The 12,936-nt window shown below is 60.9% G+C and carries 11 protein-coding genes and 1 pseudogene; 7 read left to right on the top strand and 5 right to left on the bottom strand.

From position 1 onward, the window contains the following. Nucleotides 1-45 precede the first annotated feature (45 nt). On the bottom strand, nucleotides 46-726 hold the full coding sequence (locus FGF54_RS02395) for a GntR family transcriptional regulator (protein ID WP_065654301.1): 681 nt from the start codon (nucleotides 724-726) through the stop codon (nucleotides 46-48). A gap of 222 nt (nucleotides 727-948) precedes the next feature. On the opposite strand from FGF54_RS02395, the gene FGF54_RS02390 reads away from it, so the two are divergent. Beyond that, the gene (locus FGF54_RS02390) at nucleotides 949-1,638 is read left to right on the top strand and encodes an HAD family hydrolase (RefSeq protein WP_003520496.1); all 690 of its coding nucleotides are present in this window, start codon (nucleotides 949-951) and stop codon (nucleotides 1,636-1,638) included. A gap of 13 nt (nucleotides 1,639-1,651) precedes the next feature. Further along, nucleotides 1,652-1,843, top strand: a pseudogene (locus FGF54_RS27470) (hypothetical protein); the annotation flags it as partial. Nucleotides 1,844-2,096: 253 nt separating this feature from the next. On the opposite strand, the gene FGF54_RS02380 reads toward FGF54_RS27470, so the two are convergent. Beyond that, complete coding sequence (locus FGF54_RS02380; RefSeq protein ID WP_035236805.1) at nucleotides 2,097-2,636, bottom strand: hypothetical protein; 540 nt, start codon at nucleotides 2,634-2,636, stop codon at nucleotides 2,097-2,099. 265 nt (nucleotides 2,637-2,901) lie between these two features. Here FGF54_RS02380 and thrC point away from each other — a divergent pair, with 265 nt between their 5' ends. From thrC to FGF54_RS02360, 4 genes are all read left to right on the top strand, one after another. Then, a complete protein-coding gene (gene thrC, locus FGF54_RS02375) occupies nucleotides 2,902-4,299 on the top strand; it encodes a threonine synthase (RefSeq protein ID WP_142778824.1) in 1,398 nt (465 codons plus the stop codon). A gap of 21 nt (nucleotides 4,300-4,320) precedes the next feature. Further along, the gene (locus FGF54_RS02370) at nucleotides 4,321-5,619 is read left to right on the top strand and encodes a pitrilysin family protein (protein ID WP_065654303.1); all 1,299 of its coding nucleotides are present in this window, start codon (nucleotides 4,321-4,323) and stop codon (nucleotides 5,617-5,619) included. A 93-nt stretch (nucleotides 5,620-5,712) separates the two neighbouring features. Next, complete coding sequence (locus FGF54_RS02365) at nucleotides 5,713-6,312, top strand: GNAT family N-acetyltransferase (protein WP_003509108.1); 600 nt, start codon at nucleotides 5,713-5,715, stop codon at nucleotides 6,310-6,312. After that, nucleotides 6,309-9,224: an EAL domain-containing protein gene (locus FGF54_RS02360; protein ID WP_035262976.1), complete on the top strand. Its 2,916-nt coding sequence runs from the start codon at nucleotides 6,309-6,311 to the stop codon at nucleotides 9,222-9,224. The genes FGF54_RS02365 and FGF54_RS02360 overlap by 4 nt, the downstream gene beginning before the upstream one ends. A gap of 196 nt (nucleotides 9,225-9,420) precedes the next feature. On the opposite strand, the gene FGF54_RS02355 is transcribed toward FGF54_RS02360, so the two are convergent. From FGF54_RS02355 to FGF54_RS02340, 3 genes are all read right to left on the bottom strand, one after another. After that, nucleotides 9,421-10,524, bottom strand: coding sequence for a putative zinc-binding metallopeptidase (locus tag FGF54_RS02355; protein ID WP_142778823.1), 1,104 nt, complete (start codon nucleotides 10,522-10,524; stop codon nucleotides 9,421-9,423). A gap of 393 nt (nucleotides 10,525-10,917) precedes the next feature. Continuing rightward, nucleotides 10,918-11,109: a CsbD family protein gene (locus tag FGF54_RS02345; protein WP_003521119.1), complete on the bottom strand. Its 192-nt coding sequence runs from the start codon at nucleotides 11,107-11,109 to the stop codon at nucleotides 10,918-10,920. Between the two features lie 105 nt (nucleotides 11,110-11,214). Further along, nucleotides 11,215-11,820: a YqgE/AlgH family protein gene (locus FGF54_RS02340; protein ID WP_003521117.1), complete on the bottom strand. Its 606-nt coding sequence runs from the start codon at nucleotides 11,818-11,820 to the stop codon at nucleotides 11,215-11,217. A gap of 161 nt (nucleotides 11,821-11,981) precedes the next feature. Here FGF54_RS02340 and FGF54_RS02335 point away from each other — a divergent pair, with 161 nt between their 5' ends. After that, nucleotides 11,982-12,830 (top strand): protein-disulfide reductase DsbD domain-containing protein, encoded by an 849-nt coding sequence (locus tag FGF54_RS02335; RefSeq protein ID WP_142778822.1) that lies wholly within the window; start codon nucleotides 11,982-11,984, stop codon nucleotides 12,828-12,830. Nucleotides 12,831-12,936 lie beyond the last annotated feature (106 nt).

Genomic DNA, 12,936 nt, shown 5'->3' with positions numbered 1-12,936 from the left:
ACAGAGAAGATGGTGGGGCCGGAGGCGGACGGTCACGGGCCCGCCCTATCCAACGATGGCGAAGGCGTCGCGCACCGAACCGGACGAGGTGCGGATGGCCTTGCGGCCGATCCATTGCACATGTCCGTCGAGGATACGCACCGCCTCTTCGGCGCGGCCGCCGCGCAGCGCATCGATGATCGCGCGGTGATCGGTATCGGTGCGGCGCTCCCAGCCGGCGCGCCAGGCGGAAAAGAGGAAGCGGGCGCTCGCCGCATGCAACCCGTCGATCGCCTCCATCAAGCGCGGCATGTTGCAGGGCGCGGTGATGAGACGATGGAAGCGGCGGTTGGCCTCCTCCCAATGCTGCACGTCGACGGCGCTGTCGCCCTCGAGTGTGGCTGCCTCCGCCTGGTCGAGAATGGCGGGCGTCATGTTGGGAATGGCGTGGCGCAGCGCCAGAACCTCAAGGGCGGCGCGCATTTCCGCCACCTCGCGCACATCGTCAAGGCCGAAATCCGCCACCCGGACACCCCGGCGCGGAATGCTGGCGGCAAGCCCCTGCGCTTCCAGCCGGCGGAATGCCTCGCGCACCGGCACATGCGACGCGCCGAATTCGGCGGCGATGTGATCCTGCCGCAACCTTTCGCCCGGCGACAGCTCACCGCGAACGATGCGGTCGGCGAGCGTGCGGCTGATGCGCGCGGCAATGGTGTCTTCGGGCGTGTTTTTCACTGTCTTGGGCATAACATCCCATAACGCATATGGCGCGGCCGTGTGTAGCGGTTTTTGCGCGAAAGAGGGACGCCAAACCAAATATTCGAGGCGGCACAGTCGCTTACACGGGCCGACCGAGCTATGAGCCTGATGGGACCGACCTTTGCGGGTGAGCCGGTTGAGCTTGGCGCGGACATGGTCTAAAAGCCCGGCATCGTTTTCTTCCAGCCAAATCCGATACAGGGAGCGCCCATGAGCGGCTTCGACCTCATTATTTTCGACTGTGACGGCGTTCTGGTCGATTCCGAAATCATCGCGGCGCAGGTGGAATCCCGCCTCTTGACCGAAGCCGGATATCCGATCTCCGTAGAGGAAATGGGCGAGCGTTTCGCCGGCATGACCTGGAAGAACATTCTTCTGCAGGTGGAAAGCGAAGCCAGCATTCCGCTCTCCGCCTCGCTGCTCGACAAATCGGAAAAGCTGCTCGACATGCGGCTGGAACGCGACGTGAAAATCATCGAGGGCGTGAAATTCGCCCTGTCGCGCCTGACCACGCCGCGTTGCATCTGCTCGAACTCATCGAGCCACCGCCTCGACATGATGCTGACGAAGGTGGGCCTGAAGCCCTATTTCGCGCCGCATATCTATTCCGCCAAGGACCTTGGAGCCGACCGCGTGAAGCCGAAGCCCGACATCTTCCTGCATGGCGCGGCGCAATTCGGCGTTTCCCCCGACCGCGTGGTCGTGGTCGAGGATTCCGTGCACGGCATCCATGGCGCAAGAGCCGCCGGCATGCGCGTCATCGGCTTCACCGGCGCATCCCACACCTATCCGAGCCACGCCGACCGGCTGACGGATGCGGGCGCCGAAACGGTGATCTCGCGCATGCAGGACCTGCCGGCCGTGATTGCGGCGATGGCGGAGTGGGAAGGCGCTTTTTGAGGAGGTAGCTGTGGTGGCATCCCAGACGCAAAAGGAATTCGTACCCGGCCAAGGCTATACCGAAGCGGATTGGGATGCTGTCGACTTTCCCGAAATGACAGATGAAGAGCTGGCAAATGCGCGTCCCGCGAGGGCCGTTTTGCCGCCAGCTTTTTTTGAGGCTGTGGAGGAGTATCGAAACTCCCGTAGCCGCCCGTCAGCGGAGAAGGCGACGGCTGTGGGAAAACCCTCCGGTTAAAACGCATGGAAAGTCGTAGACCTCTCCTCCGTCATGCCGGACTTGATCCGGCATCCAGTCACGGCGCGTCTGCGCCGTGAGAAGAGTCTTTTGCGATCAATGACTTGATCGCGCTGGACCCCGGATCAAGTCCGGGGTGACGGAATTCGGACCTTTGCGCGCAATCAGAACCGAAGCCTGCCGAGCAGCCTCCGGTTTTTTTGACATTTCGCCCGTCAAATCACCGGCGCTTGGTCTTGGCCTTTGCCCCCTGCTCGGCGAAGCCGATGAAGACGCTGACCGACTTCGGTGCGCCGCCCGGTCCGTTGGGGATGGCGACGTGGTCGTTGTTGAAGATGAACTGCGTGCCGGCCCCGCCTGCCGGAACATCGACGGCAAAGGCGGTGGTTTCGCCGTATATCTCGCCGTCGCCGTCCTTCACCGTCACGCGGATCGGCACGGTCACGCGGCCGGGCTTGGCCATCGGGCCGGGAACGAGGCGGCCCTGGGCCAGCACGTTTACGGTGAGCGTCGATTCATTGGCCGTGCACGAACGCGTCGTATCGGACAGCGAGACCTGATAGGCGAGTTTCTGCGGATCGTCCTTGGCGCCACCGGCGTAGACGCGATGAACGGCGTTGGCATCGAGAACCGTCACGGCCGGGCAATTGGCCTGAACCACGGCAGCCGTTGGTGCGGCCTGCGCCGCCGGCGGGTTGACGGCAAGCGAGTCCGACGGGTTGGAGGAATTGCATCCTGCAACAACGACGAGAAGCGACATCGCGGCGGACAAACGCAAGAAATTCCCTGACACTCTTCTAATTCCCTCTCCATTGTCCCGGAACAGAACCGGAGACGCTGTTTATTGACCTTTCACCCAGGTTGGCGATGGTCTATAGCAGCGACGCCGGAAAAAATCGATTGGCATGTTCGGTTTTGCTTGAATTTTCAGAAAAGCCCTTCATTAGCTCGCCAATCGCCTCATTCCGGTGAGACGCTGCGGACAAAGACGCCGATCGCATCGGTAACGGATAAGGGACTATCTCGTGGAATATGTATCGACCAGGGGTGCGGCCCCTTCGCTTGGTTTTTGCGACGCGCTTCTGGCGGGCCTTGGCCGTGACGGCGGGCTTTACGTTCCGCGCAAATGGCCTTCCATGTCGAAGAAGGAAATCCGCAACCTGCGCGGCAAGTCCTATCAGGATGTCGCCTTCGAGGTTCTCTACCGTTTCACCAGCGGCGAGATTCCGGCAGACAAGTTCAAGGCGATGATTGACGACGCCTATGCGACCTTCCGCCATCCTGCCGTCGTGCCGCTGACGCAGACCGGCCCGAACACCTTCGTTCTCGAGCTTTTCCACGGCACCACGCTCGCCTTCAAGGACGTGGCGATGCAGCTTCTCGCCCGCCTGATGGACTATACGCTTTCCGAACGCGGCGAGCGCGCCACCATTGTCGGCGCAACCTCGGGCGATACCGGCGGCGCGGCCATCGACGCCTTTGCCGGGCGCGAGCGCACCGATATCTTCATCCTTTTCCCGAACGGCAAGGTCTCTCCGGTGCAGCAGCGCCAGATGACGACGTCGACCGCTTCCAACGTGCATGCGCTGGCGATCAACGGTAATTTCGACGATTGCCAGACGCTGGTGAAGGAGATGTTCAACGACGTGAAGTTCCGCGACGGCGTGAAGCTTTCCGGCGTCAACTCCATCAACTGGGCGCGCATCATGGCGCAGGTGGTCTATTATTTCACCGCGTCGCTTTCGCTCGGCGGCCCCGACCGGAAGATTTCCTTCACCGTTCCGACCGGCAATTTCGGCGATATCTTCGCCGGTTACGTCGCCAAGAAGATGGGCCTGCCGATCGACAAGCTCGTCATCGCCACCAATGACAACGACATTCTGGCGCGCACGCTGAAAACCGGCCGCTACGAGATGCGCGGCGTCAAGCCGACCACCTCGCCCTCCATGGACATCCAGATCTCGTCCAACTTCGAACGCCTGTTGTTTGAAGCCTATGGCCGTGATTCCGCTGCGGTAAAGGCATCGATGGACGGCCTCAAGCAATCCGGATCCTTTGAAATTCCGCCGCATGCGCTGAAATTCATCAGACGCGATTTCCGCGCCGGCCGCGCCACCGAAAAGCAGGTGGCGGCAACGATCCGCGACACGCTTGAGAAAACCGGCTACCTGATCGACCCGCATACGGCGACCGGCGTTTTCGTGGCTGAAAAGCACGAAAAGGCGTCAAGCCCGATGGTCGTTCTGTCGACCGCTCACCCGGCTAAATTCCCGGCCGCTGTAAAATCCGCTTGCGCAATCGAGCCTGCGCTTCCAGTATGGTTAGCTGACATTATGAACCGGGAGGAGCGTTTCGACATTCTGGATGCGGAGCTCAAAGCCGTGGAAACCTTCATCGGCAAACACGCACGCGCCGGCAAATAGAGACGCGGAAAGACGTTGAGTATGAGAGTAAATGTGACCCGGCTTTCGTCCGGGTTGACCGTTGTGACGGAAAAAATGCCGCATCTCGAAAGCGTCGCTCTTGGGGTGTGGATCAAATCCGGTTCCCGCAACGAGACGACTGCCGAACACGGCATCGCCCATCTTCTCGAACATATGGCTTTCAAGGGCACGGCGCGCCGCACTGCCCGGCAGATCGCCGAAGAAATCGAAAATGTCGGCGGCGAAGTCAACGCCGCGACATCGACGGAAACGACCTCCTACTACGCCCGCGTCCTGAAAGACCACGTCCCCCTCGCCGTCGATATCCTTGCCGACATCCTGACGGAATCGCTGTTCGACGAAGACGAGCTGGAGCGGGAGAAAAACGTCATCCTGCAGGAAATCGGCGCGGCGACCGATACGCCCGACGACGTGATCTTCGACAATTTCTCCGGTGTCGCCTATCGCGACCAGACCATCGGCCGCCCGATCCTCGGCACGCCGGAAACCGTTCAATCCTTCACCACCGGCCAGATCAGGCATTATCTCGCCCGCAACTACACGACGGACCGCATCTTCGTCGTCGCGGCCGGTGCTGTCGATCACGAAAGCTTCGTGAAGCAGGTGGAAGAGCGTTTCGCCTCGCTGCCGCAGCTGCCCATTGCCACACCGGTTATGGAAAAAGCAATCTATACCGGCGGGGAAATTCGCGAGACCCGCGACCTGATGGATGCGCAAGTGCTCCTCGGCTTCGAGGGCAAGGCCTATCACGCCCGCGATTTCTATTGTTCGCAGATTCTCGCCAATATACTGGGCGGCGGCATGTCCTCCCGCCTGTTCCAGGAAGTGCGCGAATATCGCGGCCTCTGCTATTCCGTCTATGCATTCCACTGGGGCTTTTCCGATACCGGCATCTTCGGCGTGCATGCGGCCACCGGCGGCAACGACCTGCCGGAACTGGTGCCCGTCATTCTGGAGGAACTTCGCAAGTCCTCGCAGACCATCCATCAGGAAGAAATCGACCGCGCCCGGGCGCAGATCCGCGCGCAGCTGCTGATGGGCCAGGAAAGCCCGGCCGCCCGCGCCGGCCAGATGGCCCGCCAGATGATGCTTTACGGCCGGCCCATCCCCAATGAGGAGATGATGGAGCGGCTTGGCGACATCACCCGCGCGCGCCTGACCGATCTTGCGGGACGGCTGTTTTTCGATACAGTTCCGACATTGTCCGCAATTGGCCCGCTCGAACATCTGCCGCCTCTTTCCGACATCACTGCGGCGCTTTCCGCGCAGCAGCCCGCAAGGATAAAGGCGAACGGATAAACCGATATGAGAGCGGGATTTAAAGGCGAAGACCGCTCATCTTTTTCGCCATCCCGCTCGCGGATGGCGATGTCTGCCGCACAGGGATCGTGAATGCTGCGTTTTCTTTCCCGACATAGCGACACGCCCGAACTGCGCAGCGCCAATCACCTTCTCAGACTGCCGCGCTACGGCGATTTCAAGCAATGGCATGTGCTGCGCTCCGAAAGCCGGCAGTTTCTCCAGCCCTGGGAACCGACCTGGCGGCCGGACGAGCTGACGGAAGGCGCCTTCCGCATGCGCGTGGTGCGCAACGGCCAGGAATTTTCCTCCGGCACCGCCGTTTCCTTCCTGCTATTCGAGAAAGAGACGCTGCTGGTCGGCGGCATCACCATCGGGTACATCCGCCGGGGTGCGGCGCAAAGCTGCATGATCGGATACTGGATCGGCGAGCGGCACGCCGCGCAAGGCCATATGTCTGCCGCATTAAAATTGGTAATACCATACATCTTTAACGGACTTCAGTTGCACCGTATCGAGGCAGCCTGTATTCCGGAAAACTTCAAAAGCATCCGGCTTCTCGAAAATGCCGGGTTCCAGCGGGAAGGCCTCCTGCGGGAATATCTGAAAATCAATGGCCAATGGCGGGATCATATGATGTTTTCCCTTCTTGCCGACAAGCAAAGCTCCGGCGGAACGAAGTACGATACATGACCTACAATCACACTGCGCCTTGCCTTGCGAAACGTCTGGCGGCAATCGCGCTGGCTGCGCCGTTTTTCCTGCTTTTCCTGCTTTTCTCTTCCTATTCCTACGCCTTTGAACCGGTGAAGATTTCCCGTGACGACACGGCGCTCGATCTCACCGCCACCACCGATATCTATGCCAATCAGGGCGAGGCTTTTCAGGTCTCGACCGCGCCCGGACCGGACGGTATCCGCCGCCGTATCGAGGTGCGCGCCAGTTCCACCGACCACCAGGGCGACTGGGCGGTTTTCGCACTCGCCAACGTCTCCGAAGAGCAGCTGGAGCGCGTGATCGTCGCGCCGCATTTCCGCCTCGTCAATTCCAAGCTGTTCTGGCCCGATCTCGGCTCGCAGCGCATCATGGCGATCACGCCGAGTGAGGGCTTTGCGCTCGACCGGCAGCCGAGCCCGGATGCCGACGTGTTCCGCATCACCCTCAATCCCGGCTCCGTCATCACCTTCGTCGCCGAGCTTTCCACGCCGCAGCTGCCGCAGCTTTATCTGTGGGAGCCGGAGGCCTACAAGGACACGATCAACGCGTTTACGCTCTATCGCGGCATCGTGCTCGGCATTGCCGGCCTGCTCGCCGTGCTTCTGACCATCCTTTTCGTGGTCAAGGGAACCTCCGTTCTGCCGGCCTCGGCCGCGCTCGCATGGGCAGTTCTAGCCTATATCTGCGTCGATTTCGGCTTCCTCGAAAAGCTCATCACCGTCACCTCAAGCGATCAGCGAATATGGAGGGCGGGCGCGGAAGTGGCGCTCGCCTCCAGCTTCGTGGTCTTCCTGTTCACCTATCTCAATCTCAACCGATGGCATGCGCATCTCGGTTATGCGACCTTTGCCTGGGTGGTGGGTCTGGCGCTGCTGTTCGGCGTGGCGATCTACGATCCCTCGGTCGCCTCCGGCATTGCGCGCGTGTCCTTTGCGCTCACCGCAACGGCCGGCATCGCGCTTATCGTCTATCTCGGCTTCAACCGTTACGATCGGGCGATTTTGCTCGTGCCTTCCTGGGCGCTTATCCTCGTCTGGCTGTTCGGCAGCTGGCTGACAGTGACCGGGCAATTGGACAATGACATCGTACAGCCCGCACTCGGCGGCGGGCTGGTGCTGATCGTGCTGCTGATCGGCTTCACCGTCATTCAGCACGCCTTCGCCGGCAGCGCCTATCAGCAGGGTCTCTTCTCCGATCTCGAGCGGCAATCGCTGGCGCTGACGGGCAGCGGCGATACGGTCTGGGACTGGGATGTGACGCGCGACCGCATCGTCACCACGCCCGATATTTCCAACCGGTTGGGGCTGGAACCCGGCGCCATGCATGGCGCTGCGCGCAACTGGCTGCCGCGCCTGCACCCTGACGATCGCGACCGGTTCAAAGCGACGCTCGACGTGCTACTCGACCACCGCAAGGGCCGCCTCAACCACGAATTCCGCATTCGCGCCGAAGACGGTCATTTCCACTGGCTGCAAATCCGCGCCCGTCCGGTTCTCGGCTCCAACGGCGAAATCATCCGCTGCGTCGGCACCATCACCGATATTACCGAGCAGAAGAACTCCGTCGAGCGGCTACTTCAGGATGCGATGAACGACAATCTGACCGGGCTTCCGAACCGGCAGGTTTTCCTCGACCGCCTGCAATCGATCCTCAACCTGTCTTCCGACAGCGACGGCGTGCGCCCGACCGTGATGGCCATCGATATCGACCGCTACAAGCTGGTCAACGATACGCTCGGCATTGCTGCCGGTGACAATATCCTCATTGCGCTGACCCGCCGTCTGCGTCGTCTTTTGAAACCGCAGGATACGCTGGCGCGTCTTGGCGGCGATGAGTTCGGCCTGATCTTGACCTCGGAGCGCGATCCGCAGCGTGTGGCCGATTTCGCCGATGCGGTGAACAAGGCGATCATGGTGCCGATCAATTTCGCCAATCGCGAAATCATTCTCACCGCTTCCATCGGCCTCGTTTCGTGGATCGACCAGCAGGAAAGTGCGGCCGGACTCTTGAGCGATGCGGAACTCGCCATGTATCGCGCCAAGCGCGCTGGCGGCAATCGCGTCGAGCCCTTCCGCCCCGCCTTCCGCACGTCAGGCACCGACCGGCTGCAGATGGAGAGCGACCTTCGCCGCGCCATCGAGCGCAAGGAGCTGTCGCTGGCCTACCAGCCAATCGTCAAGCTCGACGATGGCGAGTTGGCCGGTTTCGAAGCGCTGATGCGGTGGGAGCACCCCAAGCGCGGCAATATTCCGCCGAGCGAGTTCATTCCGATTGCGGAGGCCTCCGGCCTGATCGAGCCGCTCGGCATGTTCGCGCTGGAACGCGCGGCGACCGATCTGATGGACTGGCAGCACGCCATCGAGAAGATGCCCATCTTCATTTCCGTCAATATTTCCAGTGCGCAACTGCTGAACAATGAATTGTACAACGACGTGCGCGGCATGCTGACCCGCACCCGTTGCAATCCGCAGCAGCTGAAGCTGGAACTGACGGAGTCCGTCGTCATGGAAAACCCGGAGCAGGCGCGGCTGGTGCTTTCAAAGCTCAAGGAAACGGGCTTGAGCCTCGCCATGGACGATTTCGGCACCGGCTATTCGTCGCTCGCCTATCTCACCCGCTTCCCCTTCGACACCATCAAGCTCGACAAGGCGCTGGTGGCCAATACCAGCGACAAGCGCAACGTGCTCCTGCGCTCCGTCATCGCCATGGCGCGGGCGCTCGACATGCAGGTGGTGGCGGAGGGCATTGAAACGCCCGAGGATGCGGCCGAACTGGCGCGCATGAACTGCCATTTCGGCCAAAGCTTCCTGTTCGGCACCCCGGTTTCGGGCGATGCGGCGCTGAAGCTTTTGCGGGAACGGTTCCAGCCGACGAAGCGTGCTTCGTAAGCGGAGTATTGGAACGCGAGGTAGGCTACCTCCGTCATTCCGGCCTTGAGCCGGAATCCAGCCGCCGCGCGTCGGCGCGGCGATAAAAGCCCTTTCAGCCCAAGGACTTGGGCTGGCTGGATGCCGGATCAAGTCCGGCATGACGGGAGGAGGAAACGGCGCGTTTGCCGACTGTTACGCCTCGCTTGTCGAACATTCACTGAACCACGGCAACCTGCACCAGTGTTGACGCATCCGCCGCCACCCTCCCATGCAGGAGGTCGTGAATGAATTCCATCTTCACCACCACCGGCGGTGTCAGCACGAAGGGATAGAGGTCCGCCTCCCCCATGCTGCGCTGGATCGAGTTGATCGCGACGCTGAGCGGAATCCAGGCCTTGACCAGTTGTTCGGCGCTGCGGGCGTTGTAGGGATCGAAAGTCACCTCCGCCGCCATTTCTTCGTGCCCATCGGGATCGATGGCCACGCCGAAGGCGCGCGCCGTCTCCAGCGTATCGACGATATGCAGATAATGGGCGAAACATTCGGCGAAATCCTCCCAGGGGTGGACGGACGCATAAGAACTGATGAAGCTTTCCTGCCAGTCGGGACGTGGCCCCTCTTCGTAATTGCGTTGCAGAGCGGCGCCATAATCCTCGCTGTCGTCGCCGAAGACGGCGCGGCAGGCCTCCAGGCGGTTCTCATCCCGCACCAGCTTGTTCCAAATGAAATGCCCCACCTCGTGGCGGAAATGGCCGAGCATGGTGCGGTACGGCTCGTTCATATTGGCGCGGACCTGCTCGCGGGTGACATCGTCGGCTTCCGCGGCGCGGATGGCGATCAGGCCCTCATCGTGACCGGTCATGGCGGGAATGACGGAACCATCGGGCGCCACCTCATCCACCAGAAAATCGAAGACCAGCCCACCGGCCGGATCGGCATCGCGATTGGGATGCGGCAGGCCGAGCCGCAGGATCGAATAGAACAGATGCCGCTGCGCCTGGCTGATGCGACGCCATTGTGCGATGCCCTGCTCGGTTGCGATATCCGGCACCAGACGGTTGTGGCTGCAGGCCGGGCAAAAGGCGCTGTCGCTTTGCGCCGGCACTGACCAGTTGCAGATATCGTTCACTTCATTGGCACAAAACCGCACCTGTTTTTGCGGGTCCGCGACGATCTGCCAGTTCGGCTCGCCCGCGGGCGAAAGCGCCTCCATTGAAAGCCGCTCCGGCACGAAGGCCAGACGATGACCGCAGGAAACGCAGAAACGATTGTCGAAATGGACCGGCTGGCCGCAGGATGCGCAGGAAAAAAGCTTCATCGATGAAACCCTTGCGATGGATCGGGTGGGTGGAGGTAACATACGATGCCAACATGCACCGTAGACGACAGCTGAAAATCATTGACGCTCCTGCGCTCCGGGCTTACCCCCCTCTGTCCTGCCGGACATCTCCCCCTCAAGGGGGGAGATCGGCAAGACGCTCTTCCACCACTCCATTCTCAAGCATTGAGATGGGCGAGACCTCGCCTCAGCTCGATCTGCCCCCTTGAGGGGGAGATCTCCGGCAGGACAGAGGGGGTAAGCCCGGAGCGCATATGAAAGGCGTAACGGGCGACTGCCTTCGGAACATCCCAGACGACAAGAGCGCATGTGCGGTCAACACATGCGCTCCGAAGCGCCGCATCGAAAGAGGCGCGACACCGTCAGACGGCATTACATGCGGTCGACGGCGCCCTTGACGGCGTCTTTCGCCTTGCCAACGCTGGTCTGTACCTTGCCCTTGGCTTCCTGGGCGGCACCCTTGGCGCGCAATTCATTATTGCCCGTCGCTTCGCCGACGTTCTTCTTCACTTTGCCAGCAACTTCATTGGCTTTACCGGCGATCTTGTCAGATGTGCTACCCATAATACTACTCCCTCGTTGAGCCGTACTGTCTGTCCGGCTTTCCGGGTGAGTAACGTCAGGGGTCGGGATTTGGTTCCAGCCAAAACGGGCGGAACATTCAGGGGCTCAGGCGTGACCGGCATCCGTGGAAAGCATGCGCGCATCAACGCCCATGAGCGCCAGCGCCCGCTCGTATTTATTGTCCAGCCCGCGGTCGAAGATCAGCTCTTCCGCAGCGGGGCAATTCAGCCAGCCATTATTGGCGATCTCGTTTTCGAGCTGGCCCGGACCCCAGCCCGCATAACCGAGCATCATGGTGGCCCTTTGCGGACCGCGGCCGTTGGAGATGGCGCGAACGATATCGAGCGTTGCCGTCAGCGAAATGTCATCGCTGACCGGAATGCTGGATTCGCTTAAATAGTCATCCGAATGCAGCACGAAACCCCGGCCGGATTCCACCGGGCCGCCGCACTGGATCGGAAATTCGCGGGTGCGGTTGGGCAGCATGATGGCGTCGTTGCTATCCACCAGTTTCAGGTGCAGCAGAATATCCGTAAAGGTGATCTGTTGCGGCCGGTTGATGATGAAGCCCATGGCGCCTGCATCCGAATGGGCACAGATATAGATCACCGAACGGGCAAAATTGCCGTCGTCCAGCCCCGGCATCGCGATGAGGAACTGACCATCGAGAAAGCCACGTTCGCGTTTGTCCATCAGGGTTGAAAAGCTCACCGGCGCCTCCAGCAGACCGCATTCCGTCGTTTAACGGAAAACGGCGTTCGCACTTCGACAAAGGACAGGATGCGGCATCGCGCCCGATCAATCAACCGAAAATGATGAACCGCACGAATTCGTAACTGGTCCGCCGGGCGATGTTGGGTTAGACGGAAAGCATGAGCGCCAGAATATTCTTTCGATTTTCACATTTCCGTTTTGCAGCGGCATTTGCTGCCCTACTTGGCGGTGCTGAAGCCGCCCAGGCCGAGATTACCGACTGGGCGAGGAGCGAAGGCGGCCAGATGCGCGTGGCAAGCCTTGCCATGGATGCCGACGGCGTGGTGCGCGGCGTGCTGCAGATCGAGCCGAAAGACGGCTGGATCACCTATTGGCGCGAACCGGGCGAAGCGGGCATACCGCCGCAGATCACGCCCGATCCTGCAAGCGGCGCAACGCTCACCACCATGGCCTATCCGGTTCCGAAGCTGATCGAAAACGGGGACATCACCGATATCGGTTACGACCACGCCGTCAGCCTTCCGTTTCAGCTGAAAGCCACGGACCCGGCGGCAGGCGGAAAGATCGATCTCACCGCCTTCATCGGCGTATGCCAGAACATCTGCATTCCCTTCGAGGCGAAGTTTTCAATCGAGCGCGGCAATGCGGGCGATGACGACCGCGAGGAACGGCGATTGCTGGAGGAGGCGCGCGAAACGCTGCCCGAGGCGGCATCCGACGATTTCAAGGTGATCGATTTCCACATCACTCCCGACAAGACCATGCTCGGCGTGCAATTGCAGCTTCCGGAAAACGCGCCGAAAGAGACCGAAATCTTCATTGCCGGTCCATCGGGCTTTGCCTATTACGAGCCGCAGAACCTGGTGCGCGACAAGCGCAAGCTCTCCTTCTACATGAACATCAAGGGCCTGCCGAAAACCTATCAGGTGCAGGGCAATAGCTGGCCTATCCTGGTCAAATCCGGCGACCGGGCCATGGAAACGATGCTCCATTTTCCAAAGCCCTGATCGGTTCGGCGGTCACGTTTGATCGGCCGCGTCTGCAATGGAATTTCCTGCGAAAACCGCATGACACGTTTCATTTGGTTGCTCTATAGTCGCGCGAACCGAACGG

Origin of the sequence: Agrobacterium sp. T29 (assembly GCF_006970545.1) — a bacterium.
Taxonomy (GTDB): domain Bacteria; phylum Pseudomonadota; class Alphaproteobacteria; order Rhizobiales; family Rhizobiaceae; genus Agrobacterium; species Agrobacterium leguminum.
This window is presented reverse-complemented; position numbering and strand designations above follow the sequence as displayed.

What these genes read in the sequence shown, in the direction of transcription:
- FGF54_RS02360 (WP_035262976.1), top strand. Translation starts at nt 6,309, where the DNA reads ATGACCTACAATCACACTGCGCCTTGCCTTGCGAAACGTCTGGCGGCA.
- FGF54_RS02345 (WP_003521119.1), bottom strand. Translation starts at nt 11,109, where the DNA reads ATGGGTAGCACATCTGACAAGATCGCCGGTAAAGCCAATGAAGTTGCT.
- FGF54_RS02395 (WP_065654301.1), bottom strand. Translation starts at nt 726, where the DNA reads ATGCCCAAGACAGTGAAAAACACGCCCGAAGACACCATTGCCGCGCGC.
- FGF54_RS02390 (WP_003520496.1), top strand. Translation starts at nt 949, where the DNA reads ATGAGCGGCTTCGACCTCATTATTTTCGACTGTGACGGCGTTCTGGTC.
- FGF54_RS02365 (WP_003509108.1), top strand. Translation starts at nt 5,713, where the DNA reads ATGCTGCGTTTTCTTTCCCGACATAGCGACACGCCCGAACTGCGCAGC.
- FGF54_RS02355 (WP_142778823.1), bottom strand. Translation starts at nt 10,524, where the DNA reads ATGAAGCTTTTTTCCTGCGCATCCTGCGGCCAGCCGGTCCATTTCGAC.
- FGF54_RS02370 (WP_065654303.1), top strand. Translation starts at nt 4,321, where the DNA reads ATGAGAGTAAATGTGACCCGGCTTTCGTCCGGGTTGACCGTTGTGACG.
- FGF54_RS02335 (WP_142778822.1), top strand. Translation starts at nt 11,982, where the DNA reads ATGAGCGCCAGAATATTCTTTCGATTTTCACATTTCCGTTTTGCAGCG.
- FGF54_RS02380 (WP_035236805.1), bottom strand. Translation starts at nt 2,636, where the DNA reads ATGTCGCTTCTCGTCGTTGTTGCAGGATGCAATTCCTCCAACCCGTCG.